Source organism: Paraburkholderia sp. EG286A (assembly GCF_040965375.1).
In the GTDB taxonomy this organism is placed as follows: domain Bacteria; phylum Pseudomonadota; class Gammaproteobacteria; order Burkholderiales; family Burkholderiaceae; genus Paraburkholderia.
The window spans coordinates 349,360-374,771 of sequence record NZ_JBFRCB010000003.1 but is presented as its reverse complement, the minus strand read 5'-3'; the positions used below and the strand labels follow the sequence as shown (position 1 = coordinate 374,771).

The window sequence follows — 25,412 nt, the reverse complement described above, 5'->3', positions numbered from 1 at the left end:
GGGAGAAGGCGCGGGCGCCAGAAAATGGGAACCCGCTATTTTAGCGGTAACGCGGACCCTGGGCGATGCGCCCGGGGCTCAGGCTTCGGCCGTGAGTGCGGTCCATGCGCCGTCGAAGAGGCCTTCGAGCGGCTGGAAGCGCGCCTTGTAGGCCATTTTCGGGCTCTCGCGGATCCAGTAGCCGAGATAGACGTAAGGCAGCTGAAGGCTGCGGGCCTGCTCGATCTGCCAGAGGATGTTGTAGGTGCCGTAGCTCGTATGGAGCGTGTCCGGGTCGAAGAACGTGTAGACCGACGAGAGCCCGTCGCCGAGGATGTCGATCATGCTCACCATGCGCAACGCGCCGGGCTCGTCCGGATGCGCAGGGTCCGGCTCGCGGAATTCGACCAGCCGCGAGTTGATCCGGCTTTGCAGCAGGAACTGCTCGTACTGGTCGCGGCTGTCGCGATCCATGCCGCCGCCCGCGTGGCGCGCGGACTGATAGCGCATGTAGAGCGCGTAATGCGCCTCGTCGTAGTGCAGCGGCGCAACCGTCGCGACGAGCGCGCCGTGCCGCTTCCACGCGCGGCGCTGCGTGCGGCTCGGCGTGAAGCGCTCGACCGGCACGCGTACCGGCACGCACGCGCGGCAACCGTCGCAATAGGGGCGATAGGTGAACACGCCCGAGCGCCGGAAGCCGGCCTTCACGAGATCGGTATAGACGTCGGAATTGATGAGATGACTGGGCGTTGCCACCTGCGAGCGCGCGATGCGCCCCTCCAGGTAACTGCAGGGATAGGGCGCCGTTGCATAGAATTGCAGCGCGGAAAGCGGTGAAAGCGGCAGCTCGTTTGGATGCGTCACGTTGGCAGCTCTCGTAGCAGTTCGGATCGTCGCGTGGCGCGCGCGTCGCGCCCCCAGCCTCGCGCGCAAGCCTTGCCGGGCCACACGGCGCGCCGCACATGGCGTGCCAGGGAAGGCCGGGCGGCGACGGGTTCGCTATTCAGTCTAACATTGACGCCGAACATGTATCCATCGAATTGAGCGGGCTGTAGCAAGTGCGCACGCAGCAATCGTGCGTCGCTCATGTGCCACTCATTTACCGCTCACCGGCGATTCACGCTGCGGGCAAGAACTCGTCAGGCGCGCCTGTGCCGCCGAGCAGATCGGCGAGCACGGCTTTGTCGAATTTCCAGGGAATGGGCGCGGCGTTCACGTGCGTGCGTACGTGGGCGATGAACGCCTTGCGCGAGATTTCGCGCCCGCCGAGCGAGGCGAGATGCGCGGTGTTCTGCTGGCAATCGATCAACTCGACGCCGTGGCGGCGCAGATGCGCGACGAGCGCCGCGAGCGCGATCTTCGAGGCGTCGGTCATGGAGGCGAACATCGACTCGCCGAAGAACATCGTGCCGAGCGCCACACCGTAGAGGCCGCCCACACGCTCGCCGCCGAACCAGGCCTCGACGCTGTGCGCATCGCCCACGCGGTGCAGGGTGGAGTAGGCGTCGATCACGTCGCCGGTGATCCAGGTGCCGCGCTGGCCGCGCCGCGGCGCGTTCGCGCACGCGCGCATCACGGCGGCGAAATTGTTGTCGACGCGAATTTCCCACGCATCCTCACGCAGCACGCGCTTGAGCGTTTTCCTGAACGAGGGCGAGACCTTGAATTCGTCGGGGCGCAGGATCATGCGCGGGTCGGGGCTCCACCAGAGCACCGGCTGGCCGTCCGAGTACCACGGGAAAATGCCGCGCCGGTAGGCATCGATGAGGCGCGAGGGGAGCAGGTCCGCGCTGGCGGCGAGCAGGCCCGGAGCGCCGCTCGCCGCGCCGAGTGCGCGCTCGACGGCGGGAAACGGTTCGTCGGGCGAAAGCCAGGGGACCATCGTCGCGGGCGCAGTCAGAAGGGCGATCAGCCGTCGCGCAGCGAGCGCAGGACGTCGCCGGTGTGCAGCCCGAAGCTGCCCGACTGGCGATCGGCAAAGAAACAGCGCAGGGTCTGCCCGACCGTTGGGAACGCGATGTCGTCCCAGGGAATCTCGTGCTCTTCGAAAAGCCGCACTTCGAGGCTTTCCTCACCGGCTGCGATATCGATGTCGAGCAGGCGCGCGAGATAGAACAGATGCACCTGATGCACGCGCGGCACGTTCAGGAGCGAAAAGAGGTTCTGCACCTCGACGCGCGCGCCGGCTTCCTCGAGCGTTTCGCGCGCAGCGGCTTCGGCGGTCGTCTCGCCCATCTCCATGAAGCCGGCGGGCAGCGTCCAGTAGCCGTAGCGCGGCTCGATCGCGCGGCGGCACAACAGCACCTTGTCTTCCCAGACCGGAACCGTGCCGACCACGTTGCGCGGATTCTGATAGTGGATGGTGCCGCAGTGTGAGCAGACGTAGCGTTCGCGATTGTCGCCGGGCGGAATGAGCAGGCTGACCGCCTGACCGCAAGTCGAGCAGAATTTCATGGGCACGATAGGGGGATGGGTGATGCGAGTTTATCACCGCTCAGCGGCTTCGCTCATGTGCCCAACGCTGGGAAGGCCGCGTCTTGAAGAGGCGTAAACGGAAAAAGGGTTACAGGCCGATGACCTGTAACCCTTTCGAATTCTGCTGGTTGCGGGGGTAGGATTTGAACCTACGACCTTCGGGTTATGAGCCCGACGAGCTGCCAGACTGCTCCACCCCGCGTCCGTCGAAGAAAAGATTATATGACAGTTCGCGCCGCGTTGCAACAACAAATGACGAGTGCCTTTCCAGGCGATTGCAAAATGTTTGCAGGACGCGCGCGTCAGGGCATCTTGAATCGTCAGGATAGAATCGGGGCTCGTTTGGCGCCGTGCACGCTCTTCGCAGTGTTCACGCTGCGCCTTTGCCTTCTACAGCGCACTGCGCTTCATTTGCCTCTTCCATGGACATTCCCCTCGATCTGCAATCGATAGCCGCTCAGGAGCACGCGCTGGTGTTTCCCCGTTTCGACGCCGATCGCGCCTGGCAGCTCGGCGCGCATCTGCATGAACTCGCGCGCGCTCGCGCGCTGCCCGTCGCCATCGACGTGCGCACCTTCGGGCAGCAGCTCTTCTTTTGCGCGCTGGACGGCGCCACGCCCGACAACGCCGACTGGGTCCGCCGCAAGTCGCGCGTGGTCGAGCACTTCCGGCGCAGCTCCTATGCGATCGGCTTGCGCATGCAGCAAACCGGCTCGACGCTTGCCGAAAAGCACGGCCTGCCCATCAGCGATTTCGCGCCGCATGGCGGTTCGTTTCCGCTTACGGTGGCGGGCGCGGGCGTGATCGGCTCGATCACGGTCTCGGGCCTGCCCCAGCGCGCCGATCACGAACTGGTGGTCGAAGCGCTGTGCGCGCAACTCGACGTCGACTACGCGCAGCTCGCGCTCGCGAAGGTCTGAGACGATGCGCATTCCTCCGTTTTCGGCCTGGACCTGGCTCGTCATCGCGATCGTCGCGGAAGTCATCGCCACTTCTGCGTTGCGCGCCTCGGATGGTTTCACGCGGCTCGTGCCGTCGGCGATCGTCGTGGTGGGGTATGGCATCGCGTTCTACGGGCTCTCGCTCACCTTGCGCAGTTTGCCGGTGGGCATCGTCTATGCGGTGTGGTCGGGCGTAGGCATTGTGCTCATCACGCTCGTGGCGATGGCGCTCTATCGGCAGGTGCCCGATCTGCCGGCCGTGCTCGGGCTCGGTCTCATCGTGGCCGGCGTGGTCGTGCTGAATCTGTTCTCGAAGATGCAGGCGCATTGAAAGACGGCGGCTGAACCGGCGATCACGGTGGCCGCCGCATCGGTCACCGCGTCGGCCACCGCATTGGCCACGTTCGCGCCAGACCTTGCGCCTCGCGCGTAACATGGCCGGTTACCGCCGTGTGCCGCGTCGTCCTCCGGCGGCAATGCTTTCTGCAGATTTTCCCCATTGGGGCTGGACATGATCATTCGCTTTCCCGCCGACGCGCCGCTCTATCGCGACGCCAATCTGACCGTGGTCTTTGCCGCGCTCGTTGACGGCACACGCGTACCCTGCGCGATTTCCGTCGAGGCGCTCGAGGACCATTTCGGCGCGCTGCCCGCGAACCGCGACGCGTGGATGCAGGCGTTCGACGCCGGCCGCTCGCGCATCGAGGCTGTGGCACGCGCCCATCTCGAGCTCAGCAACGGCACGCCGGTGCTGCTCAAGAGCGGTCACTTTCCGCCCGGACGCCTGGACTCGTAGGCTTGAACTCGTAGTCAGGCACGCCCGCTCGGGCGTCACGGGATTTTTGGTTGCCGCAACCGGCTAGCGTCGCCATGAGCATTGTCGAACGCAAGGACCGCGAACTCCACGCAAGGCAAGCAGCGCGCGCGCACGACCAGCGCGAGCGCATCCTCGACGCTGCGCGCCGCATCGTCATGCGCGAAGGCCTCGCCGCGCTTTCCATGCGCAAGATCGCCGATGCGATCGGTTATTCCCCTGCGTCCCTCTACCTTTATTTCGCCGGCCGCGACGAGATTGCCGAGGCGCTCGGCCGCGAAGGCTACGCACAACTGCTCGCGCAGTTCGAACCGCTCGCGCTGATCGCCGACGCGCGCGAGCGGCTTCATGCGCTCGCACATGCATACGTGGCGTACGGCTGCGACCATCCGCAGACGTACGCACTCATCTTCATGGCGCACAAGGCGCGCCCGGAGCACGTGGGGCCGGCCGCCCGCCGTCAACGCGATGCGCTGGCCGATGTGGCTGGCGCGCCTGAAGCGGACGCCGCGCCGGCCTGCGGCGCGCAACTCTTTGCCGCCACGCTGTCCGCACTGACGCCGGCGAGCGGGGCCCATATCGATGGCCCGCTGCTCGCGCAGTCGCTCTGGGCTACGCTGCACGGCGTGGTGATGCTCACGCTCGCGCGCGCTGGCTTTGAGCACGCGGCGCCCGGTCCGTTGATCGACGCCACGCTCGATGCCTGGTTCGGCACGCGCGCCGCCGCGGCCACGTTGCCGGCCGGGCAAGCGCCCGGTGTGGCGTCGTGATAGCCTCAGGAAGTCTGTGATCGCGGGTCGCCCGACGCAGGCGCCGCTCATCGTTCTGCCTTGCCAATCGCCATGTCACACGAAGCCAACGCAAGCCCGACTGCAGCCGATGCCGACTCGCATGTGCTTACGCGCGTAGCGAACCGCATCGGTTTTATCGAACTCGAGCGCCCGCAGGCGCTCAATGCGCTCACCACCGCCATGGTCCGCACGATGCACGCGGCGCTCGATCGCTGGCGCGACGACCCGGGCGTGCTCGCCGTGATCGTGCGCACGCGCCACCCGCGCGCGTTCTGCGCGGGCGGCGATATTCGCTTTCTGTACGAGTCGTACCGCGCGGGCGAACAGGCGGCGCTCGACACCTTCTTCGCCGACGAATATCGCCTCAACCACGCCATCTTCACCTTTCCGAAGCCGTATATCGCGATGCTCAACGGCGTGGTCATGGGCGGCGGCATGGGCATCTCGCAGGGCGCGCATCGCACGGGCGGGCTGCGGCTCGTGGGTCCGACCACGCGCATGGCGATGCCGGAGACGCGCATCGGCCTCTTTCCCGATGTCGGCATGGGCTGGTTTCTTGCGCGCACGCCTGGCGCGATCGGCCGCTATCTCGCGGTGACCGGCGAGACGCTCGATCAGGCCAGCGCCGTGTATGCGGGCCTCGCCGATGCGTCGCTCGACGAGTCCGCGTGGCCGGCGCTGCTCGATGCGCTGGAGAGCGAGCCGTTTGCGAGCGGCGCGGAAGTGGTCGCGCGCATCCGCCAGGCGGCCTTGCCTGCGCCCGGCCTGCGGCGCCTCGCCGAAGGCTCCTCGCTGGCCGCGGTGCGCGGCTGGATCGACCAGCATTTCTCGCTCGCCGATGTGCCGGCCATGCTGGCATCGCTCGAAGCCGCTCGCCATGCGGGCGCGGGCGACCAGGCGCAATGGGCCGGGCAGATGGTGGACGTGCTGCGCGAGCGTTCGCCGCTTTCCATGGCGGTGTCGCTCGAGGTGGTGTCGCGGGCGGAAGGCACGATGGCCGATTGTCTGCGCCGCGACCTCGACCTCACGCGCTCGAGCTTCGCGATTGGCGACGTGATGGAGGGCATCCGCGCGCGCATCATCGACAAGGACAATCATCCGCACTGGCGCTTCGCGAATAGCGAAGACGTGCGCCGCGAAGACGTCGAGCGGATGTTCGAGAGTCCCTGGAGCTTGATGGAGCATCCGCTGCGCGAACTCATCGGTTGAGCCGGCGAGCGCGAGGGAACGGTGAGGGAGGTGGGAGGGAAACGCGCGGCGGGAAAACCCGGGCCGCGCATTGCGCACGGCCCGCAGGCGGGGTCAGTTTTCGGCGGTTTCGCTCATGAACGCACGCATGAAAACCAGCGCGCCCCAACCCCACATCGCATTCGAGGCGAAGCCCGTGGCAAGCCGCGGCAGCATGTTGCCGGTCGGCCAGATGCCGCGCAGCGGATCGACGACGAACACCATCGCCGCGGTGAGCACGATGCCGCCGAACACGAAGGCCTGAACCCACGGCGCGGGCCGCGAAGGCGACACGCGCAGCAGCCACGCCATCAGCACGGCCCAGATGGCGCTCCAGATCGCATTTACGAGGAACTCGGGCAGCCCGAGCGGCTGGAACGGGTCCGTCGAAAATCCGGCCGCGTCGATGACTTGTGCGGCATGCAGGAGTGCGAGCGTCGCCTCGCGAAAGAAGAGCGACGCCAGAAAGCCGGATACGAACGGCAGAATCAGTTTTTGCATGGAATCTTGCGAGAGCTTCTTGGCCTCGCTGCGCAATGCGCCTCATGGAGCGGTGTGCGCGCGGCGTGCCGGTGTTTTTGTGGGTGCGTGCGCCATTATATCGGCGCGCGGTGCGCGCGAGGCGCACCGTATGCTAAAGCGTCGGGCAAAGCACGAAAGTGGAAAACCTAAGCTCAAAAAAATCGTTCTAAAGGGTGCGAGCGATCCCTAGACTGGTTCCCCATGAAGACGGCGCCGCCGTCGCCGGGCGCTCTCGCGAGGCGCGGGGAACGCGCCGGCGCATTCCGTCTGCTGTCGAATCCTTTCAGTCGAGCCACGAGCGGCGCATTCGTTTGCGCGGCGTGCCCGCGCGCGCTCGCTGGCCGGCAGTCACCCGATTCGTGTTTCGAATTTCCAGGCAGGAGCAACGCATGAATGTGTTCTGGTTCATCCCGACCCACGGCGACAGCCGCTATCTGGGCACGACCCAGGGGGCGCGCGCGGCCGATCTCGCGTATTTCCAGCAGATCGCCGTCGCCGCCGATACGCTCGGCTACGAAGGCGTACTGCTGCCCACGGGCCGCTCGTGCGAGGACGCGTGGGTCGTGGCGTCGAGCCTCATCGCCGCGACGCGGCGCCTGAAGTTTCTCGTGGCGATCCGCCCGGGCCTCTCGTCGCCGGCGCTCTCCGCGCGCATGGCCGCCACGTTCGACCGGCTCTCCAATGGCCGCCTGCTCATCAACGTCGTGACGGGCGGCGACACGGCCGAGCTGGAAGGCGACGGCCTCTTCGTCGATCACGACACGCGCTACGAGATCACCGACGAGTTCCTGCATATCTGGCGCAAGCTGCTCGCGGCATCGCACGCGAACGAGGCGATCGACTTCGAGGGGCGCCATCTGCGCTCGGTGGGCGGCAAGGTGCTGTATCCGCCCGCGCAGCATCCGCATCCGCCGTTGTGGTTCGGCGGCTCGTCGCCGGCCGCGCACGCCATGGCGGGCGCGCACATCGACACCTATCTGACGTGGGGCGAGCCGCCCGAAGCCGTCGCGCGCAAGATCGCCGACATTCGCGCGCGCGCGGCCGAGCATGGACGCACGATTCGCTTCGGCATTCGCCTGCACGTGATCGTGCGCGAGACCGAAGACGAAGCGTGGGCCGCCGCCGACAAGCTCATCAGCCACCTCGACGACGAGACGGTCGCGCGCGCCCAGGCCGCGTTCGCGAAGATGGATTCGGAAGGCCAGCGCCGCATGGCCGCGCTGCACGGCGGCAAGCGCGGCACGCGCAAGGATCTCGAGGTGTATCCGAATTTGTGGGCGGGCGTGGGCCTCGTGCGCGGCGGCGCGGGCACGGCGCTCGTCGGCAATCCTGAACAGGTGGCCGCGCTCATGAAGGAGTATGCGCAGCTCGGCATTGAGACGTTCATTTTGTCCGGCTATCCCCATCTCGAGGAATCCTACCGGTTTGCGGAACTCGTCTTCCCGCTGCTGCCGGGGCGCGCGGCGAAGCGCGCGGGCGGCCCGCTTTCGGGGCCGTTTGGCGAAGTGGTCGGCAATCACTATCTGCCGAAAGTGAGCCAGAGCTGAGGCGCTGGAGAACGGCAGCAATCGTGGAGGATGCAACGATGACGCAATCCCTGGTAACGGCTGCACCCGCACGCGACCGCTCGCGCCCAGGCGGCGGCGTGCTGCGCGCCGCGCGGGCCTTCGTGCGGGCGGGCCGGCGGCGGCTCGCCCCCTGGCTCGTGCCGCTGGCGGTGCTGGCGATCTGGGAGATCGCCGCAAGAAGTGGCGCGCTCTCGACGCGCGTGCTGCCCGAGCCGATCGCCGTGGTGCGGGCGGCGTGGTCGCTGATCGAGTCGGGCGAAATGTGGGCCGACGTGCGCGTGAGCACGTGGCGGGCGCTTTCGGGGTTCGCGATCGGCGGCAGCATCGGGCTCGTGCTCGGGCTGGCTACCGGGCTCTTCAAGCCCGCTGAAACCGCGCTCGATTCAACCGTGCAGATGGTCCGCAATATTCCGGCGCTCGCCATGATTCCGCTCGTGATTCTCTGGTTCGGCATTGGCGAGGAGGCGAAAGTCTTTCTCGTGGCGCTGGGCGTGTTCTTTCCCGTCTACGTGAATACGTTCCACGGTATCCGCTCGGTGGACGCCAATCTCGTCGAGATGGCGCGCAGCTACGGGCTCAAAGGTTTCGCGCTTTATCGCGAGGTGATATTGCCGGGGGCGTTGCCTTCGATTCTCGTCGGCGTGCGTTTCGCGCTCGGCCTGATGTGGGTGACGCTGATCGTCGCCGAGACGATCTCCGCGCAGTCGGGCATTGGCTACATGACGATGAACGCGCGCGAATTCCTGCAAACCGATGTGGTGGTGGTCGGCATCCTGCTGTATGCGGCGCTCGGCAAGCTCGCCGACTGGCTCGCGAAGTCGCTCGAACGCGTGGCGCTGCGCTGGCACCCCGCTTATCAACAGGAGAACGAAGCATGAGCGCGAGTCAACTGGCGCCGAACTATGGCGTAAAGCGAGAAGCTTTCGAGCGCGTACAGGCGCGCGAACGCAACGACAAGGCGCAGGCGGCGCGCGAGGGCGCGACACCGCGCACGCATACACCCGAAATGGACGCCGCCGTTGCCCTTCGCGGCGTGGGCAAACGCTACGGCGAGCGCGCCGTGCTCGCCGGTTTCGACCTCGCGATCGAGCGCGGCAGTTTTGTGTCGATCGTCGGACGCAGCGGTTGCGGCAAGTCCACCTTGCTGCGCCTGATCGCCGGCCTCGAAACGCCGGACGAGGGCGCGGTGGAGCGGCGCGGCGCGGAGGGCGCGCCGCTCGATACGCGCATCATGTTTCAGGACGCGCGCCTCCTGCCGTGGAAGACCGTCTTGCAGAACGTGATGCTAGGACTTGGGCGCGGCGCGCGTGACGACGCCCGCGCGGTGCTCGACGAGGTGGGCCTGCTCGCGCGCGCCGACGAGTGGCCCGCGCGCCTCTCGGGCGGCCAGCGCCAGCGGGTGGCGCTCGCCCGCGCGCTCGTGCATCGTCCGAGCCTGTTGCTGCTCGACGAACCGCTCGGCGCACTCGACGCGCTGACGCGTCTCGAGATGCATGCGCTGATCGAGCGCCTGTGGCGCGAGCATCGCTTCACCGCGCTTCTGGTGACGCACGACGTGCACGAAGCCGTCGCACTGGGCGACCGTATTTTGCTCGTCGAGGCGGGGCGCATCGCGCTCGATCAGCGCGTGCCGCTCGAGCGCCCGCGGGCGCGTGTCGACGCACGCTTCGCCGCGCTCGAGGAGCGCGTGCTGCAGCGCGTGCTCGGCCACGGGCCACAGCAAGCCGCCGGACGGCCGTTGGGCGCAGTGGCTTGAATCATTTTTTATCAGGAATCCTCTTGTTTATCCTCGAACTCACGGAGCCGAACCTATGAGCATTACCGCCATCAACGTACGCAACCAGTTTCGCGGCAAGATCAAGGAGATCATTCGCGGACCCGTCGTTTCGGAAGTCGATGTCGATACGGCATTCGGCATCGTCACCTCGGTCATCACCACGCGCTCGATCGACGAACTCGAGTTGAAGGTGGGCTCGGAAGTGGTCGCGCTGGTGAAGTCGACGGAGGTGTCGATCGCGCGCCTGTGAAGCGTGCCCGCGAGTCGGCGGCGCTCGCGAGTCGCGGCGGGCGGAAGTGCTAGCATGAACCGTCAGCGGACGATGAAAGAGGCGAGCATGGAGCCGAAGGGCATCGACATGGGCGACTACCAGGAGCGCTACAAGGACTACGACATCGAAGTCGCGGTCGAGCAGGTGCTCACGGGCGTGAAGGCGCACTATCGCGTGCTGCAGGGCGATACGGTCGTGGAGGACTGGCAACTCGTGCATATCACGCGCCTCTGGTCCACCGAGCACGCGGCGGCAGAGGCGGGCTTCGAAGCGGCGCGCGCGTGGATCGATGCGCGCGGCACGCAAGCGCGCTAGCGTTTGCCTTGCGAACCCGCGCCGGGCGGCTGGCTTGCCCGGCGCGCTGCGTCGGCGAACATGTCGCGTAGCTGCTGGCGCTCGGCGCCGGTCAAATGTGCGGCGGCGGCCGGCACGGTGAGCACGAGGTGCAGCGTGAGGTTGCCGTGCACGCCGTTGCGATCCGCGAGTCCAAGACCCGGCAGACGGATTGGCGTGCGCGCATTCGCGTTCGCGGGAATTTTCACTTCGAACGTGCGGCCGAGTACCTTTGCCTGAACGCCGCCGCCCAGCATGGCCGTCACGAAGTCAACTGGAAGCTCGCAGGCGAGGTCGAGCCCGTTGCGCGTGAAGCCCGGGCCGCAAACGATGGAGACCGAGAAAGTCGCGTCTCCGGACGGGCCGCCGTTGACGCCGGGATGGCCGCCACCGGCCACCACGAGACGCTGGCCGTCCCATGCCCCGCGAGGGATCTCGACCATTTCCGACTTGCGCCATGTCTTGACGCCGGTGCCGTGACATTGTTCGCAAAGCGCGCCGCGATCTTCCTTTTCACATGCGGGACACGGACCTTTGACGGGGTAGTGGGCCTGAACGCCGCCGCCATTGAGCGCGACTTCGAGCGGCACGAATAGCTCGACGAGGCAGTTGGCGCCGCGCATGGGCGGCGCCGCGCGGCGCTGGCGCGGTGGAGCCTCGCCGTTGCGGGTCTTGCTGGCCGAACCTGCGGTGCGCGTTGGCGCGACGCGCCGGCCGCTCAGAATCTCGAAGGCTTCCTGAATGAGCTTGAACACCGGCTCGACTGCCGCCTCGCAACCCTTGTTGCGGTCGGGGTGGTACTTCGCGCGCAGTTGACGGTAGGCGCGTTTGATTTCTGCCGGCGACGCAGTCTCCGGCAGTTGCAGCCGCCTGTAGTATTCCTCGAAGCTCAAAGGCGTTCCCGGGTGTCTCTCGTGCACAGACGCAAAAAAGCCCGCAACCAGTGCGGGCTCATTTGTTCACTGCTGAATTCTTTGAGGTGGCTGATGGGACTCGAACCCACGACAACAGGAATCGCAATCGAGTCGTCGAACACCAAATTCAGGTTAAAAATCAAAGCCCTGTGATTTTGATTTCGGAACATGCCCCACTTCATCGACCTGGCACTTGCGCGGGTTTGCGGCGGAGCGTTCCAAAATGCTGTTGCTATTTTAGCCGGTCCAGGTAATTTCGTTGCTTTGGTATCCGCACTGAGTCCGAGCTTCAGGTCGCGGAACGCGCGTGCGACCTTAGGGATTCCGTTGCGATCGATGACGAACTTCCAGCGGTTGTCCGACAGCTAGTTGATCATGCTGGTGCGCTGGTTCGGCTTGCGGCCGATGAGGTCGGCGAGTTCGCTCGTGGTCAGGTAGTCGCTCATCGATTGCTCTATTCGCTACTTGCCTTGAGTGCGTCGGTTCCCGGCTATTGGAGGCGATTACCTGTTACATGCATAGCGCCGGCGCTGGCCATGCTACTATTTCCTTTCAATTTGAAAGGAGACTGCTGATGGGCTGGAACGTGCGCTTTACCGACTATCGTGGCTATGACCTTCATTCGGAAACACTTGAGTGCCCCAATGAAATGTGGGTATGGCGCGCGAAAGTAAGCAGGGGCACGGAACGCGACATCGCTTCGAGTCAAGACCTGGAGACGAGCCACAGGACTCGGGACGATGCGGAAAGCGCCGGGTTCGCTTGGGGGCGCGCGATGGTCGATGAAATCTTGACGGGCTAGGCTCGTCGCGCTCATTGCTGCCTGTAGCGCGCTCTGCGTCGCTCGCCCTTCGCACAGGTTTGCCCACAGTTTCTGTGGAGAACTGCGCACTTTCGCCAAAACCTGTTTCACTCGGCGCTCTCGTCGCATCGGAAGGCACAAGAGCGACTCGTTCGCCGGCGGTGATGAGTCGGCAGGCTTCGATGTGATCAGGGCTCGACAGCGTGCAGACCTTTACCGCGGCGCGAAGGGCGGCGTTGACGCGGATGTTTCGTTGATTGATGCCATCGCTTCCTCTATTCGTTACGCGGTCGTTGCTTCGTCGGCTGCTGCGATGACGCTGCCGCGCGCATCGCTTGTCGATCTCGTTGTAATACGCAGTCATCTCTCTGCCGCTATGTGATGGGGGGATTGCCCCAAGTCGCTAAAGGTTGCTGCCACAGCCGCCGTTAACGATTTCCGTGGCGCGTCCACATTCACTTAACAATCTCTAAAAATTCACCCTCGGCGCCGGTGTTAGATTGCAACCGGGAGGAGAGCCAATGAACAACCACGTCATTCGCTACAAGGGATACATCGTCGATTTCACGCCGTTTGATGTTGGCAACGGAGAATTCGGTCCGCGGTGGGCCATCGCAATGGACGATACTGTCTGGGCTGGCAGTGTCCCGTTGTCTAGTGGTCGTTTGATGCATCGCGGTACCTACGAAGAGGCAACAGCAATCGGGAAACTGCAAGCTTTGCAAATGATTGACCTCGACTAATGCTGCGTGTCAGGTTACGCAACCACTGCGCTGCGTATTGATTTGATTGATCTCGTCGTCGTACCTGGCCATCTCTCTGCTGTTGTGTGGCGGGGATCTGGCGGCGTACGAATGTACTGAACGCTGCCTCGAAAATCCTCGGTCATTTCTGACTCAAATGTGTGATTAACTTGCTCCCGCTCGCGTCCATGCGAGCGGCGCAGCAAGCGAAATCGGTGCAATGGCGCGGAGAATCATTGCCAGTCGTCGGGGACAAACTTTGGACAAAGTTGACGAGCTCACAACTGCCTACGAGGCTTGGGTCGCGGCACGCGAAGGATTGGCCCGTGATCTGCCGCCGCTGATCCTCGAAAACCCAAACGACGATTTGATACGCGCCCTGATCGCGCTCGAGGTCGCTACTCATCGGCAATTCGTTGCTGCGAGAGATCGGGCAAGCGGCATTACTTAGGCGATGGTTCAAAAGTGTTGCATGCCTGGTTCAGGCTGACGACCCAGCCCAGCTCACTGCGGAGGCGCAATTCGCCAGGACCTCAACATTTTCACGCAGCGCGCCAATGTTGCGGGGAAGCGCGTGTTCGTTGTTATGGCGATACCGAAGCGCGATGTACCGAACCAGAATTCGGCGGCAGGCGGCTTGAACCATGCGGTTTCAAGCGCGAACGCTACCGCGACACCCGTCGGTGCGATTGATTACGTTGACCAGGTTACCGCGGGGCACATGGGTGCAGACTGCCGCGTGCCCGATGCATATGTGCAGAACGTGCACACACAAAGGATTGCAGCCGTCGCATACGGGATCGCTTTCGCGGTCAACCGCTCGCGCCGCCTTTTGTTGACCGCCGCTGGCCGGCCACATGTAGTGCCTGGCTTTCAGGGCGGCAGGGCGCCGCATGGCGTTCACTAGATGAATCCGTCGGCTCGCGCCGCTTCGACTTGGTCTGCGAACGGTTCAGTCTGACGAAAATTGCTTATACCGGCGCTTACACGGATTCCAGAAAGCAAAAAGCCCAGTTCATCGAACTGGGCTAAGCGCTTGAATTCTTTGGGGTGGCTGATGGGACTCGAACCCACGACGACAGGAATCACAATCCTGGACTCTACCAACTGAGCTACAGCCACCACTGTTTTCCTCAATTAGCGCTGCTTCGAAAGCGGCGTCAATCAAGAAGCAAGATTATATACATACCAAAGCTTGCTTGCCTAGTCCTTTATTCAAGAATTTCGTCCGGAACGCGCAGATATTCGCGGGCCTCGTCGAAGATCGCGAGATCTGCCTTCGCAAGCTTGCGGCTGTCCGAGAGGATGCGGCGCCAGCCGCGCGCGCCGGCCACGCCGCGATAGAGGCCCAGCGCATGGCGCACGATCGCGCCCAGGTAAGTGCCGCGCGCAATTTCGCTCGCGCAGTACTCGATAAGCCTCGCTTCCACTTCCTCGCGCGTGAGCGCAGCATCAGTTGCGCCATAGAAGCGCGCATCGACGCCGGCGAGCACGTAGGGGTTGTGGTATGCCTCGCGGCCGAGCATCACGCCATCGACGTGCTGTAGATGCTGCTCGACTTCGTCGAGCGTCTTGATGCCGCCGTTGATGATGATTTCGAGTTGCGGGAAGTCGCGCTTGAGCTGGTACGCGTAGTCGTACTTGAGCGGCGGAATCTCGCGGTTCTCCTTCGGGCTCAAGCCCTTCAGGATCGCGTTGCGCGCGTGCACGATGAAAACGTCGCAGCCCGCTTCGGCAATCGTGCCGACGAAGTCGCGCACGAACGCATAGTCCTCGACCGTATCCACGCCGATGCGGTGCTTGACCGTCACGGGCACGGAGACGACATCGCGCATCGCCTTCACGCAGTCCGCCACCAGTTGCGGTTCGTTCATCAGGCACGCGCCGAACGCGCCGCGCTGCACGCGCTCGGACGGGCAGCCGCAGTTCAGGTTGATCTCGTCGTAGCCCCACTGTTCGCCGAGCTTCGCGGCGCGCGCGAGGTCGTCGGGTTCGCTGCCGCCCAGCTGAAGCGCGACCGGCGCCTCGGCCGGCGTGAACGCGAGATGGCGCGGCACGTCGCCGTGGATGAGGGCGCCCGTCGTCACCATCTCCGTATACAGCCACGTGTGCCGGGAGATGAAGCGATGCAGCGAACGGCAGTGGCGATCGGTCCAGTCCATCATCGGCGCGACGGAAACGCGGCGGGGGCTGGCTTGACGGTTGGCGGACATGGCGATGGGAAACCGATGAGTAACGGCTGGCGTGGAACAACCTTGCATTTTAACGCATACGGGCCGCGTTCTTCGTACCCTTTGCGCACTGCGCCATTTTGCCGGATACCTCTGCAGGAAGCGCGCCCGATAGCCATTTTCGGCCGAAAAACCCTACGGCGTTATGTAATCCGCAGGGAATTTGCTGCGTCGCGCAAATTATTTTGAAAGCGCTTTTAGGGTCTGTTCGTCGCTCAGCCCCGTCAGAACTGCCTGACAGGATTGTTGTGGAACGGAGAATAGTAAATTCGGATTATCGCGATTATTTTCCGATAGTAGGTGTATACACTGAGTTTCGTTGACGCAGCTCGTGGGCACTGACCTCCCAGGCGCGGCGCCTTCCCGATCCGCAACTGAACCTGATATTGGAGTCCACCATGAAGACCAAACTCATCGCAGCGCTGCTGGTCGCAGCTACCGCTTCTGTTGCCGCTCCGGCGTTCGCCAGCGGCTACGGCCCGGCACCGTTCTATCGCCCGGACGTCGGCGCGCCCGCTTCGCAGCGTGGCCAGAGCGTCCAGACCGTGGCCGCCGAACGCGTCCAGGAACAAGGCGCCCAAACGGCTTACGGCGGTGTCGCCGGCTCGGCTTCGCAGTCGGGCAGCCACGCGAAGGCCACGGGCCCGCAATCGGTTTTCTTCGGTCAGTAAGTCGCGCCGAAGTTTCCGATTCGCTGCTGAGCCGCCCGTCAGTCGGGCGGCCTGAAAGCCGGATGTCATTGCGACGTCCGGCTTTTGCTTTTCTGCGTCCGTTCTGGTTGTTCCCCCGGGGCGACACTCAGGATGCGGCGCGCACGCGCTTGTCGATCGCCTCGCGAATGCGATCGAAGGCCGCGTCGAAGGCGTTGTCCTGGGTCGGAAAGCGGCCGGCGGCGATGCCGTCGACGGGCACGTTGCCGTTTTCCGCGTCCGTGAGGCTCTGGATGATCTGCGTCGAGACGAAGAAGCCGGCTTCGTGGTCGCCGTCCACGCCGGCTGTCATGTCGAAGCCCATGTATTCGTAGCTGCGTCGATTTTCCATGCCGATTGCTCCTCGTAGGCGCCTGTGCGGATTCTGGCACGTCTGTCGCCGAGCGGCGCCGCGGCCGGCCGCGGCGCATGCGGCCGCTTGTGCAGGAATGCGGCCGTATTCTGCAACTCCTGAAAAATTTCCCGCGTCGTGGTAGTTTCGGCGCTCCCCAACCGAACTGATGGACAACGTTTCCATGGAATACCGCACACTCGGCGATACCGACGTCAAGGTGAGCCTGATCGGGCTCGGCACGATGACGTGGGGCGAGCAGAACACGGAGCGCGAGGCGCACGAGCAGATCGACTACGCGCTCGACCAGGGCGTCACGCTGATCGACGCCGCCGAAATGTACCCCGTGCCGCCGCGCCCCGAGACGCAGGGACAGACCGAGCGCTTCATCGGGACGTGGCTCGCGCAGCATCGCGCGGCGCGCGAGCGCATCGTGCTCGCCACCAAGATTGCGGGCCCGGCGCGCCAGCCGCACAACCCGCAGCACATTCGCGGGCCGCAGAACCAGTTCGACCGCAAGAATCTGACCGAAGCGCTCGACGGCAGCCTGAAACGCCTGCAGACCGATTACGTCGACCTGTATCAGTTGCACTGGCCCGACCGCAGCACGATGACGTTCGGCCGCAGTATGTATCCGTATCTCGACGATGCGTACACGGTGCCGATCGAGGAAACGCTCAGCGTGCTCGCCGATTTCGTGAAGGCGGGCAAGATCCGCCATATCGGCGTGTCGAACGAAACGCCGTGGGGCGTCGCGCAGTTCCTGCGCGCGGCCGAAAAGCTCGGGCTGCCGCGCATTGTCAGCATCCAGAATCCGTACAGCTTGCTCAACCGCACGTTCGAAAGCGGCCTGTCCGAATTCGCGCACCGCGAAGCCGTGGGCTTGCTCGCGTATTCGCCGCTCGCGTTCGGCTGGCTGTCGGGCAAGTACGAGGGCGGGGCGCGTCCGGAAGGCGCGCGCATCACGCGGTTCGAGCGCTTCAAGCGCTACAGCAAGCCGGAATCGGTGGCCGCGACGACGCGCTACGTGGAACTCGCCCGCGCCCATGGCTACACGCCCGCGCAGTTCGCACTCGCGTTCGTCAACAGCCGGCCGTTCCTCACCAGCAACCTGATCGGCGCGACCTCGCTCGAGCAGTTGAAGGAAAATATCGCCAGCGCCGACGTCAAACTCACTCCCGAACTGCTCGCGCAGATCGACGCGTTGCACGAGCAGCAGCCCAATCCGGCCCCTTAACGGGAAAGCGGGAAACCGCGCGGTCCCTTGCCGGGCCGCGCGGCGCCGCGCGAGTCGCCAACGCAGCAAAGTCGTTGGCGATTCGCAAGGCATACACTACGATCCAGCATGCGCCGCCCGGGGCGCCATCACGCCTCGCGTGACGGCGCCCCGGCGGCCGTCCATACGCTCAATCCCGGAGAATTTTCACAATGACGAGCGCACGTCCAGCGCAATCGCCCCCGTCTTACGGCTGGCCCATTTTCATTTTGCTGGCGGTGGCCGGCCTCTTCTACGTGAAGTGGTTCCCGTACTATCACCGCGCATTCACGGCCGAGGAAACCCACTCCATCGGCAAATCGATCCTGATGGGCGGCGCGGCCACGGCCCCCGACCCCTCGTTCTCCGCTGCGCTCGATTACGCCTACGCCTATGGCAAGGCGATCTGGCAGGCCATGGTGCTTGGCCTGCTGCTCGGCTCCGGCGTGCAGGCGCTCCTGCCCGTGCAATGGGTCGCGCGCGTGCTCGGCCGGCGCGGCTTCGGCAGCGTGGCGGCGGGCGGCCTGCTCGCGGTGCCCGGCATGATGTGCACCTGCTGCGCCGCGCCCGTGGTCGTGGGCCTGCGTGCGCGCAATGCGTCGGCGGGCGGCGCGATCGCGTTCTGGCTCGGCAACTCCGTGCTCAATCCCGCCACGCTCGTGTTCATGGGCTTCGTGCTCGGCTGGCAATGGAGTGCGCTGCGTCTCACGCTGGGCCTGCTGATGGTGTTCGGCCTCGGCTGGGTCTGCAACCGGCTCGTGACGCCCGAGGAATCGCGTGCCGCCGACGATCGGCTGGCGCAACTCGCCCAGCAGCAGGCCGAGGGCGGCAACGTCTTCGTGCGCTGGGCGCATATCTTTGCGCGCATGGCCGTGCGGCTGGTGCCGGAATACATCGTGCTGGTGCTGTTGCTTGGCGCGGCGCGCGCGTGGCTGTTCCCGCACATCGGCCCGGAAGTCACGAGCAGCCTTGGCTGGGTCGTCACGTTCGCCGTGGTCGGCATGCTGTTCGTGATCCCCACGGCCGGCGAGGTCCCCATCATCCAGGCGATGCTCGCGCTCGGCATGGGCGTGGGGCCCGCGGGCGCGCTGCTGATGACGCTGCCGCCTGTGAGCGTGCCGTCGTTCGCGATGCTGGCGGGCTCGTTCCGGCCGCGCATGCTCGCTGTCGTGGGCACGACGGTGGTGTTCTTCGGCATCGCCGCCGGGCTCGCGGCCGTGACCCTCGGCTTTTAGGGACGCCGGGACGAGGCAGGCGCCATGCGTTCGGCGTTGGCATTCTTGTAATACGCGGACGGTTCGCCGTCCGCCACGGAGCGGGCCGCGGCCCGAAAACCAGCATGGCAAAGCAAAAAACCAATCCGAAACTCGAGCAGGCGCTCACGCGCGGCGATCTCGCCATTCGCCAGGCCAACTCGGCCCGCGCCACGGCGGTGCTGCGCGCGCTCGGCAAGATGATCGTCGAGGCTTCGGCCACCATCGGCGTCGAGGCGGATACCTCGATTCCCGACGGCGATCGCATCTACGACCCGGCCGACGGTCTCTGGCCGCAGTCGCTGCTGGTTTCGCTCGATGGCCCGGTGGAGGAGTCGGATCCCGAAGAGATCCGCACGGTGCGTTTGCTCGCCCAGACCCAATCGACGATGTTCCGCGTGGAATGGCATCGCGCCGACGGCAAGGTCGGCCGCCAGGAAGGCGGCCCGTTCGCGACGGTCGCGTTTATTTCAGACGTCGATATTCCCTGGGGCGACGACGAGGACTGAGCGCCTCGCGGTGCCGTTTCAGCGCATCATGCGTCGGCGGAACAGCACGGATGCGATCGCGAACGGCACCACCACGTAGATCGCGAGCACCAGCAGGTGCAGGCCGGCCTGCTCGACAGGCCGGTCGAGCATGGCGGGGCGGATCAGCGCAACGGCGTGCGCGAGCGGCAGCATCAGCGTGATGTGCTGCGCGGCCGCGGGCAGCTGCGCGATTGGAAAGAACACGCCGGAGAGCAGCAGCATCGGCGTGAGCACGAGCGTCTGATAAAACATGAAGAAGTCGTAGGACGGCGCGAGCGCGGTGACGATCATCGCGCAACTCGCGAACGCGAGGCCCGCGAGCGCGATCACGGGCAGCGCGAGCAGCATGGAAGGAAAGCTCGCGTAGCCGAGCAGGCCCGCCACCACCATGATCGCCACGCCCGAGAGCACCGACTTGCTCGCGGCCCACATCACCTCGCCGAGCACGACGTCGCCGAGCGTGAGCGGCGTGTGCATGATCGCTTCCCACGTGCGCTGCACGTGCATGCGCGAGAAGCCCGAGTACATCGACTCGAAGCTCGCCGACATCATCACCGAAGACGACACCGTGCCCGCCGCGAGAAACGCGATGTACGAGACGCCGTCGACGTGCCCGACCATCAGCCCGAGCCCGAAGCCGAGACCGAACAGATAGATCATCGGGTCGGCGAGATTGCCGAACATCGACGCGAGGGCGAGCTTGCGCCAGACCAGATAGTTGCGCCGCCACACGGCCATCCAGTGCGTGGCGTTCGAAGGCAGCGCGGCGCGCGGCTCGCGCACGCTCGCATGCTCGGGGCGCGAGGGCGTCGGGTTGTTGGTGCGTGTCTGCATGGTGTCCTTGGCGATTCGTACGCCGCCGTCGATCTTGCCGCCGTTAATCCAGCCGCCGTTAATCCTGCATCTCGCGGCCCGTGAGCCGCAGGAACACGTCTTCGAGATTCGCGGGCCGGTGCAGGTAGCGCAAATCGGAGCGATGGCGCAGCTTCGCATGGACGGGCGCGGGGTCGTCCACATAGCAGAACAGCGTCTCGCCGCTGATCTCCGTGCGCTTCGCATCGCCCACGAGTTCGTCGCGCAGCGCCACCGGGTCCGGTCCGTACACCTCGATCACGTCGCAGCCGATCTCCGATTCGATCAGCGCCTTGGGTGCGCCCTCGGCGATCTTGCGGCCTTCCTCGATCACGCAGACGCGATTGCAAAGCCGTTCGGCCTCCTCCATGAAATGCGTGGTGAGGAGAATCGTCTTGCCGCGCGCGAGCAGCGAGCGCAGCCGCTCCCAGATCAGATGCCGCGCCTGCGGATCGAGGCCCGTGGTGGGCTCGTCCATTACGAGCACGTCGGGGTCGTTCACGAGCGCGCGCGCGAGCGTGAGACGCCGGCGCATGCCGCCGGAGAGCTCGCCCACGCGCGCGTCGGCCTTGCTTTCGAGGCGCGCGAATTCGAGCAGCGGCGCGACGAGGTCGCGCGTTTCGCGCGCGGACAAGCCGAAGTAGCGGCCGAACACGAGCAGGTTCTCGCGCACGGTGAAGTCGGGGTCGAGATTGTCGAACTGCGGCACCACCCCCACGCGCTGGCGGGCGTGGCGTGCGCGCGCCGGCACCGGCTCGCCGCACAGGCTGATGCGACCCGCATCGGGCGAAACGATGCCGAGCAGCATGCGCAGCGTCGTGGTTTTCCCCGCGCCGTTCGGGCCGAGCAGTCCGAAGCACTCGCCGGGAACGACGTCGAACGACAGGCCGTTGACGACCGCCCTGTCTCCGTAATGTTTGATGACCTGCTCGAATTCGATGGCGGGTGCTGGCATGGACCGGTTGAACGTGAGTCGAACGGGCATCGCGCGAGTCGCTCGAAGTACCGAACGAAAAATCGCACGAAACAAGGCGGCCCATTTTAGTGCATTGCTGCGTGGCGGGTCGGGCCTCGCTTCGAAGCGGTTTGACAATGCAGGGGCAAATGCATGTCACGGCAAGCATTCAGCACTGAGCAAGATGCGTGCGCCGGTCGCGACACATCTGGCGTTTTTCGATGCACACCTGGCGTTTTCCAGCCCTTGCATGTGGAATTGCGGCGCACCATCATGAGAATCGCACAGCCTGCAAATCACGCGGGCGGGGAGAAGCGATCATGGCGAGCTATAAAAAAATTCTGCTCTGTTACGACGGCTCGCGCGAAGGCCGCAAGGCACTGCGTTGCGGCGCCGATCTTGCACTCGATCTGCAAGCCGAGACGCATTTGCTCTCGGTCGTCGACATGCGTTCGACGATCGCCCAGAGCGCCGGCCTGTTGACCGACGTGGCCTGCGGCCGCTTCGAAGAAACGGCGCGCGAGATCCTTCAGGAAGGCGTGGACTGGCTAACCGAGCGCGGCGTGCGCGCTCAGGGGCATTTCGCGTTCGGTCATCCGATCGACGAAATCGCGAATCTGGCCAACGAGCTGAATGCCGACCTCGTGGTGGTGGGCCACCGCTGCCGCACGGGGCTCTCGCGCTGGTGGATGGGCGCGGGCAACACGCCGCTGCTCGACCGCGTCTCGTGCAGCATTCTCGTGGCGTGTTCGTCGGCGGCTGAGGAAAAGCAGCAGCAAGCCGCCGCATAGCGGATCAAGCGGGCCGGTTCGTAGAGAACCGGCCTGGCTCGGCTGTCATTGCCGGTCTGTCTCAGTTCGAGACGTTGCCTTCGTCGAGCTCGACGGCCGAGAGCTTCCACGAGAAGAGCCCGTGACGCTGCAGGATGGCGGCGTAGTGCTCGCCCGTACTGTCGCGGTCCCACGTGAGCGCGAACTCGTTGAGGCCGCGATAGCCGGCCGTGGTCACTGGCCGGGCCTCGGGCGCGGGATTGCCGGATGCCGCCGGGGCCGGTGGCGCGGCAGAGGCGGGTGCCGATTGCGCCGGTTCCGCCGATTGCGTGGATGGCGCGCCGGATTCCGCCGGTGGCGGCGCGTGCGGCCGGTCGCCGGGCTTGCCCGTCGGCGGCATGCCATCGAGCAGGGCGGCCACGCCTTCCGGTGTGGCGTAGGCATCGACGAGCGGACTAATCAATGCCGCGCCAATCACGGCGCCGAGGATCAGCAGCGGATTGCTGCTGTGCTGCCCCTCGACGCGCCGATGCAGCATCTCGCCCACCTGCTGTTTCAGGCTCAGGCGCAGCGCAGGGTAATCGACGTACTCGTTGAGCGCGACGGCGTCACGCGCGTCGGCGGCGGCTTTCATGTGCTTCACCGCGATATAGGGCGACGCATAGGCGTAGCCGATCGCGGCAACCACCATTGCGACGGCAACCGTGATCGCAACGGGTTTCTTCCAGCCTTGGGTCTTACGCGGGGTAGAGAGAGATTCCGTCATCGGCATAGGGCAAATCGTTCAAACACGATGTTGACCGCAAACCAGGCGAAACGATCCCGCCCGTAACCTCTTCTCACATTTAAGCCGTGTTGCCGCTTACTTCGCGAGCGCCGCGGGCAGGTCGCTGTGCTGCTCGGCGATGCAGCGGTCGATCGCGCGGCAAACCGCGTCGACCGTGCCGACGAGGATGAGCCGCGACGGGCCCTGATAGACGCGCACGGGCGCGCGGCGCATGGGCTGTTCGGTGTTGAGCGTGCTGTTGAGCGACACGCGCGCAAACGCGGGCTGGGCCGAGGGCAGCACGGGCAGGTCGGCCGTGCTGGCCGCCACCATCTCTGGCGAGTCTTCGAAAAGCGAGCCGCTCAGCGCGGCAGCCGAACCGCGCACTTCGCGGACCGCGCACGAGGCGATTCCACGGAGATGGCGAAGACGGCCGAATTGGCGGAAGGGCAGCAGGCGGGCAAGGCGTTCCATGACTCTCTCCAGGTAGTGCGCAGACGGTGCGTGCGCAAACTCTGCGTGAACTGCGCGCAGACGGATTGCTTAGAATTCGGTGGGGCGGATCAGGCCGACCGCAATGCCTTCGAGCGCGAATTCCGCGCTGCCGGCCTCGACAAAAATATTGTCGTAGTCGGGGTTCTCGGCGATCAGCTCGAGCCCGTTCGGACGGCGCTTCAGGCGCTTCACGGTGACGTCGTCGCCAAGGCGCGCCACGATGATCTGGCCGTCTTTCGCTTCGGCCTTCTTCTGCACGGCGAGCAGGTCGCCGTCGAGGATGCCGGCGTCGCGCATGGACAGGCCGCGCACCTTCAGGAGGTAGTCGGGGCGGCTCGAGAAGAGCGCCGGGTCGCACATGTAGTTCTGCGAGATGTGCTCCTGCGCGAGGATCGGGCTACCCGCCGCGACGCGCCCGACGAGCGGCAGCGAGAGCTGCATGATGCTCGGGTGCGGGAGCGTGAACTGGTGCGGCAGGTCGTCGGGCCCCGGCACGAGGCGGATGCCGCGCGAGGCGCCCGCAGCCAGTTCGATCACGCCCTTGCGCGCGAGCGCACGCAGATGCTCCTCCGCGGAGTTGGCCGAGCTGAAGCCGAGTTCCGCCGCGATCTCGGCACGCGTGGGCGGGAAGCCCGTGCGTTCGATGGCCCGGCGAACCAGATCGAAAACCTGCTGCTGTCGTGCGGTGAGTTTGGTCATGGCGCCACTGTATGTTTGAACAGGTAACTGTATTTTTATACAGTACTCGCCACTTTTCAAGTGTTACTTGAAGTTCATCGACTGAGCGTTGCCATCAGGCCGCTTTCCCGTGTTTGCGCGGATGAAACCGCGCTCCAGCAGCGACTTCCTCTGTCCTTACCACTTTTGCGTATTAAAAAATGAAAAAACATCATTTTTAATAATGTAAGCGGATCGCTAGACTGGCCTCCATCGTTAGCTGCAACTCAACAATGAGCGCAAACGAGCACACACGAGAACGGAGAACAGATAGATGGGCACGACACATACGGGGCGCGCGGGCTGGCTGAAAACACTGGCGGCAAAACTGGTCATCGGCGTTGTGCCGCTCGTCGGGGTCACGGCGATGGCGGCCATGACGCCCATCGCCGCTCACGCGGATACCTCGCTGCTCAACGTCTCCTACGATCCGACGCGCGAGCTGTACCAGGACATCAACGAAGCCTTCATCAAGCAGTGGAAGGCGAAGACGGGCGAAACGCTCACCATCAAGCAGTCGCATGGCGGCTCGGGCGCACAGGCGCGCTCGGTGCTCGACGGCCTGCAGGCCGACGTCGTGACGCTCGCGCTGGCATGGGACATCGACGCGCTCGCCAACAAGGGCATCGTCGCGAAGGACTGGCAAAAGCGTCTGCCCGACAACGCCTCGCCGTACACGTCGACCATCGTGTTCCTCGTGCGCAAGGGCAACCCCAAGCACATCAAGGACTGGGACGATCTGACCAAACCGGGCGTCTCGATCGTCACGCCGAATCCGAAGACCTCGGGTGGCGCGCGCTGGAACTATCTCGCGGCGTGGGCGTATGCGTTGCACCAGCCGGGCGGCAGCGAGCAGAAGGCGAAGGACTTCGTCACGAAGCTCTACAAGAACGCGGGCGTGCTCGATTCGGGCGCACGCGGCGCGACGACGAGCTTCGTGCAGCGCGGCATCGGCGATGTGCTGATTGCATGGGAGAACGAAGCATTCCTCTCGCTCAAGGAATTCGGCCCGGACAAGTTCGAGATCGTGGTGCCCTCCGTGAGCATTCTGGCTGAGCCGCCGGTCGCCGTGGTGGACAAGGTCGTCGACAAGAAGGGCACGCGCAAGGAGGCCGAGGCCTACCTGCAGTTCCTCTATAGCGAAGAGGGCCAGGAGATCGCCGCGAAGAACTTCTACCGTCCGCGTTCGGACAAGGTCCCGGCGGCGCTCACGGCGAAGTTTCCGAAGCTCAAGCTCTACACGGTCGACGACACCTTCGGCGGCTGGCCCAACGCGCAGAAGACGCATTTCGCAGATGGCGGCGTGTTCGATTCGATCTACCAGCCGCAGTAAAGTTGTCAGGCAGTACGCGGTCCGCATAACGACGTGACCGCATAACAACGAAGCGCG

At 65.0% G+C, this 25,412-nt stretch carries 31 protein-coding genes and 2 tRNA genes; 19 read left to right on the top strand and 14 right to left on the bottom strand.

Annotation, left to right across the window (positions count from 1 at the left end; translation table 11 throughout):
- Positions 1 to 78 precede the first annotated feature (78 nt).
- From AB4Y35_RS14475 to AB4Y35_RS14460, 4 genes are all read right to left on the bottom strand, one after another.
- On the bottom strand, positions 79 to 843 hold the full coding sequence (locus tag AB4Y35_RS14475; RefSeq protein ID WP_342920612.1) for an arginyltransferase: 765 nt from the start codon (positions 841 to 843) through the stop codon (positions 79 to 81).
- Between the two features lie 253 nt (positions 844 to 1,096).
- Entirely contained in the window at positions 1,097 to 1,861 is a 765-nt protein-coding gene (gene aat / locus AB4Y35_RS14470) for a leucyl/phenylalanyl-tRNA--protein transferase (RefSeq protein WP_342920611.1), read from the bottom strand.
- A gap of 26 nt (positions 1,862 to 1,887) precedes the next feature.
- Positions 1,888 to 2,433, bottom strand: a complete 546-nt coding sequence (locus AB4Y35_RS14465) for an NUDIX hydrolase (protein ID WP_110384546.1) — start codon at positions 2,431 to 2,433, stop codon at positions 1,888 to 1,890.
- A 146-nt stretch (positions 2,434 to 2,579) separates the two neighbouring features.
- A tRNA-Met gene (locus AB4Y35_RS14460) sits at positions 2,580 to 2,656 on the bottom strand.
- 220 nt (positions 2,657 to 2,876) lie between these two features.
- Here AB4Y35_RS14460 and AB4Y35_RS14455 point away from each other — a divergent pair.
- The 5 genes from AB4Y35_RS14455 (at position 2,877) to AB4Y35_RS14435 (ending at position 6,209) form a co-directional block, all read left to right on the top strand.
- Positions 2,877 to 3,374, top strand: coding sequence for a heme-degrading domain-containing protein (locus AB4Y35_RS14455; RefSeq protein ID WP_368704857.1), 498 nt, complete (start codon positions 2,877 to 2,879; stop codon positions 3,372 to 3,374).
- A 4-nt stretch (positions 3,375 to 3,378) separates the two neighbouring features.
- On the top strand, positions 3,379 to 3,726 hold the full coding sequence (locus AB4Y35_RS14450) for a multidrug efflux SMR transporter (protein WP_042268604.1): 348 nt from the start codon (positions 3,379 to 3,381) through the stop codon (positions 3,724 to 3,726).
- Between the two features lie 180 nt (positions 3,727 to 3,906).
- On the top strand, positions 3,907 to 4,191 hold the full coding sequence (locus AB4Y35_RS14445; protein WP_368694712.1) for a DUF1488 domain-containing protein: 285 nt from the start codon (positions 3,907 to 3,909) through the stop codon (positions 4,189 to 4,191).
- Between the two features lie 74 nt (positions 4,192 to 4,265).
- On the top strand, positions 4,266 to 4,979 hold the full coding sequence (locus tag AB4Y35_RS14440) for a TetR/AcrR family transcriptional regulator (RefSeq protein WP_368704856.1): 714 nt from the start codon (positions 4,266 to 4,268) through the stop codon (positions 4,977 to 4,979).
- 72 nt (positions 4,980 to 5,051) lie between these two features.
- Positions 5,052 to 6,209 (top strand): enoyl-CoA hydratase/isomerase family protein, encoded by a 1,158-nt coding sequence (locus AB4Y35_RS14435; RefSeq protein ID WP_368704855.1) that lies wholly within the window; start codon positions 5,052 to 5,054, stop codon positions 6,207 to 6,209.
- Between the two features lie 93 nt (positions 6,210 to 6,302).
- Here AB4Y35_RS14435 and AB4Y35_RS14430 read toward each other — a convergent pair whose 3' ends face one another.
- A complete protein-coding gene (locus AB4Y35_RS14430; protein WP_368704854.1) occupies positions 6,303 to 6,728 on the bottom strand; it encodes a hypothetical protein in 426 nt (141 codons plus the stop codon).
- A 410-nt stretch (positions 6,729 to 7,138) separates the two neighbouring features.
- Here AB4Y35_RS14430 and ssuD point away from each other — a divergent pair, with 410 nt between their 5' ends.
- The 5 genes from ssuD to AB4Y35_RS14405 all read left to right on the top strand — a co-directional run bounded on the left by ssuD (position 7,139) and on the right by AB4Y35_RS14405 (position 10,680).
- On the top strand, positions 7,139 to 8,296 hold the full coding sequence (gene ssuD / locus AB4Y35_RS14425; RefSeq protein WP_368704853.1) for an FMNH2-dependent alkanesulfonate monooxygenase: 1,158 nt from the start codon (positions 7,139 to 7,141) through the stop codon (positions 8,294 to 8,296).
- 38 nt (positions 8,297 to 8,334) lie between these two features.
- The gene (gene ssuC, locus AB4Y35_RS14420; protein ID WP_368704852.1) at positions 8,335 to 9,195 is read left to right on the top strand and encodes an aliphatic sulfonate ABC transporter permease SsuC; all 861 of its coding nucleotides are present in this window, start codon (positions 8,335 to 8,337) and stop codon (positions 9,193 to 9,195) included.
- Positions 9,192 to 10,073 carry an ATP-binding cassette domain-containing protein gene (locus AB4Y35_RS14415; RefSeq protein WP_368694716.1) on the top strand — a complete coding sequence of 294 codons (882 nt, stop codon included), beginning with the start codon at positions 9,192 to 9,194 and terminating at the stop codon, positions 10,071 to 10,073. Before ssuC ends, AB4Y35_RS14415 begins: the two co-directional genes overlap by 4 nt.
- 55 nt (positions 10,074 to 10,128) lie before the next feature.
- Positions 10,129 to 10,344 (top strand): molybdopterin-binding protein, encoded by a 216-nt coding sequence (locus AB4Y35_RS14410; protein WP_028204871.1) that lies wholly within the window; start codon positions 10,129 to 10,131, stop codon positions 10,342 to 10,344.
- 87 nt (positions 10,345 to 10,431) lie between these two features.
- The gene (locus AB4Y35_RS14405) at positions 10,432 to 10,680 is read left to right on the top strand and encodes a DUF6566 family protein (RefSeq protein ID WP_368686709.1); all 249 of its coding nucleotides are present in this window, start codon (positions 10,432 to 10,434) and stop codon (positions 10,678 to 10,680) included.
- Here the strand turns inward: AB4Y35_RS14405 and AB4Y35_RS14400 are convergent.
- Complete coding sequence (locus tag AB4Y35_RS14400; RefSeq protein ID WP_368704851.1) at positions 10,677 to 11,591, bottom strand: DnaJ C-terminal domain-containing protein; 915 nt, start codon at positions 11,589 to 11,591, stop codon at positions 10,677 to 10,679. The two genes, AB4Y35_RS14405 and AB4Y35_RS14400, sit on opposite strands and share 4 nt — an antisense overlap.
- Before the next feature lie 595 nt (positions 11,592 to 12,186).
- Between AB4Y35_RS14400 and AB4Y35_RS14395 the strand changes: the two genes are divergently transcribed.
- The 3 genes from AB4Y35_RS14395 to AB4Y35_RS14385 all read left to right on the top strand — a co-directional run bounded on the left by AB4Y35_RS14395 (position 12,187) and on the right by AB4Y35_RS14385 (position 13,608).
- Entirely contained in the window at positions 12,187 to 12,414 is a 228-nt protein-coding gene (locus AB4Y35_RS14395) for a hypothetical protein (protein ID WP_368700945.1), read from the top strand.
- 521 nt (positions 12,415 to 12,935) lie between these two features.
- The gene (locus tag AB4Y35_RS14390; RefSeq protein ID WP_069267557.1) at positions 12,936 to 13,157 is read left to right on the top strand and encodes a hypothetical protein; all 222 of its coding nucleotides are present in this window, start codon (positions 12,936 to 12,938) and stop codon (positions 13,155 to 13,157) included.
- A 259-nt stretch (positions 13,158 to 13,416) separates the two neighbouring features.
- Positions 13,417 to 13,608, top strand: coding sequence for a hypothetical protein (locus AB4Y35_RS14385; protein WP_368704850.1), 192 nt, complete (start codon positions 13,417 to 13,419; stop codon positions 13,606 to 13,608).
- Between the two features lie 595 nt (positions 13,609 to 14,203).
- On the opposite strand, the gene AB4Y35_RS14380 is transcribed toward AB4Y35_RS14385, so the two are convergent.
- Together AB4Y35_RS14380 and dusA are read right to left on the bottom strand one after the other, a co-directional pair.
- A tRNA-His gene (locus tag AB4Y35_RS14380) sits at positions 14,204 to 14,279 on the bottom strand.
- A gap of 89 nt (positions 14,280 to 14,368) precedes the next feature.
- Positions 14,369 to 15,370, bottom strand: coding sequence for a tRNA dihydrouridine(20/20a) synthase DusA (dusA, locus tag AB4Y35_RS14375; RefSeq protein WP_368704849.1), 1,002 nt, complete (start codon positions 15,368 to 15,370; stop codon positions 14,369 to 14,371).
- A 416-nt stretch (positions 15,371 to 15,786) separates the two neighbouring features.
- Here dusA and AB4Y35_RS14370 point away from each other — a divergent pair, with 416 nt between their 5' ends.
- Positions 15,787 to 16,059: a hypothetical protein gene (locus tag AB4Y35_RS14370; RefSeq protein WP_028204875.1), complete on the top strand. Its 273-nt coding sequence runs from the start codon at positions 15,787 to 15,789 to the stop codon at positions 16,057 to 16,059.
- 127 nt (positions 16,060 to 16,186) lie between these two features.
- Here the strand turns inward: AB4Y35_RS14370 and AB4Y35_RS14365 are convergent, their stop codons facing one another.
- Complete coding sequence (locus AB4Y35_RS14365; RefSeq protein ID WP_368686396.1) at positions 16,187 to 16,429, bottom strand: hypothetical protein; 243 nt, start codon at positions 16,427 to 16,429, stop codon at positions 16,187 to 16,189.
- A gap of 184 nt (positions 16,430 to 16,613) precedes the next feature.
- Between AB4Y35_RS14365 and AB4Y35_RS14360 the strand changes: the two genes are divergently transcribed.
- The 3 genes from AB4Y35_RS14360 (at position 16,614) to AB4Y35_RS14350 (ending at position 19,446) form a co-directional block, all read left to right on the top strand.
- Positions 16,614 to 17,666, top strand: coding sequence for an NADP(H)-dependent aldo-keto reductase (locus AB4Y35_RS14360; protein WP_342920500.1), 1,053 nt, complete (start codon positions 16,614 to 16,616; stop codon positions 17,664 to 17,666).
- A gap of 191 nt (positions 17,667 to 17,857) precedes the next feature.
- The gene (locus AB4Y35_RS14355; protein WP_368704848.1) at positions 17,858 to 18,919 is read left to right on the top strand and encodes a permease; all 1,062 of its coding nucleotides are present in this window, start codon (positions 17,858 to 17,860) and stop codon (positions 18,917 to 18,919) included.
- Positions 18,920 to 19,023: 104 nt separating this feature from the next.
- Positions 19,024 to 19,446: a hypothetical protein gene (locus AB4Y35_RS14350; RefSeq protein WP_042268617.1), complete on the top strand. Its 423-nt coding sequence runs from the start codon at positions 19,024 to 19,026 to the stop codon at positions 19,444 to 19,446.
- An 18-nt stretch (positions 19,447 to 19,464) separates the two neighbouring features.
- Here AB4Y35_RS14350 and AB4Y35_RS14345 read toward each other — a convergent pair whose 3' ends face one another.
- Positions 19,465 to 20,301 carry an ABC transporter permease gene (locus AB4Y35_RS14345; protein WP_368686393.1) on the bottom strand — a complete coding sequence of 279 codons (837 nt, stop codon included), beginning with the start codon at positions 20,299 to 20,301 and terminating at the stop codon, positions 19,465 to 19,467.
- A gap of 58 nt (positions 20,302 to 20,359) precedes the next feature.
- Entirely contained in the window at positions 20,360 to 21,274 is a 915-nt protein-coding gene (nodI, locus tag AB4Y35_RS14340) for a nodulation factor ABC transporter ATP-binding protein NodI (protein ID WP_368704847.1), read from the bottom strand.
- Positions 21,275 to 21,594: 320 nt separating this feature from the next.
- Between nodI and AB4Y35_RS14335 the strand changes: the two genes are divergently transcribed.
- Positions 21,595 to 22,065, top strand: coding sequence for a universal stress protein (locus AB4Y35_RS14335; protein ID WP_069267551.1), 471 nt, complete (start codon positions 21,595 to 21,597; stop codon positions 22,063 to 22,065).
- A 61-nt stretch (positions 22,066 to 22,126) separates the two neighbouring features.
- Here AB4Y35_RS14335 and AB4Y35_RS14330 read toward each other — a convergent pair whose 3' ends face one another.
- The 3 genes from AB4Y35_RS14330 to lexA form a co-directional block, all read right to left on the bottom strand.
- Positions 22,127 to 22,810 carry a DUF2939 domain-containing protein gene (locus AB4Y35_RS14330; protein ID WP_368705407.1) on the bottom strand — a complete coding sequence of 228 codons (684 nt, stop codon included), beginning with the start codon at positions 22,808 to 22,810 and terminating at the stop codon, positions 22,127 to 22,129.
- A 96-nt stretch (positions 22,811 to 22,906) separates the two neighbouring features.
- Positions 22,907 to 23,284: a hypothetical protein gene (locus AB4Y35_RS14325; RefSeq protein WP_133184263.1), complete on the bottom strand. Its 378-nt coding sequence runs from the start codon at positions 23,282 to 23,284 to the stop codon at positions 22,907 to 22,909.
- Between the two features lie 69 nt (positions 23,285 to 23,353).
- Positions 23,354 to 24,004, bottom strand: a complete 651-nt coding sequence (gene lexA / locus AB4Y35_RS14320) for a transcriptional repressor LexA (protein ID WP_042268621.1) — start codon at positions 24,002 to 24,004, stop codon at positions 23,354 to 23,356.
- Positions 24,005 to 24,296: 292 nt separating this feature from the next.
- On the opposite strand from lexA, the gene AB4Y35_RS14315 reads away from it, so the two are divergent.
- On the top strand, positions 24,297 to 25,355 hold the full coding sequence (locus AB4Y35_RS14315; RefSeq protein WP_368704846.1) for a sulfate ABC transporter substrate-binding protein: 1,059 nt from the start codon (positions 24,297 to 24,299) through the stop codon (positions 25,353 to 25,355).
- Positions 25,356 to 25,412 lie beyond the last annotated feature (57 nt).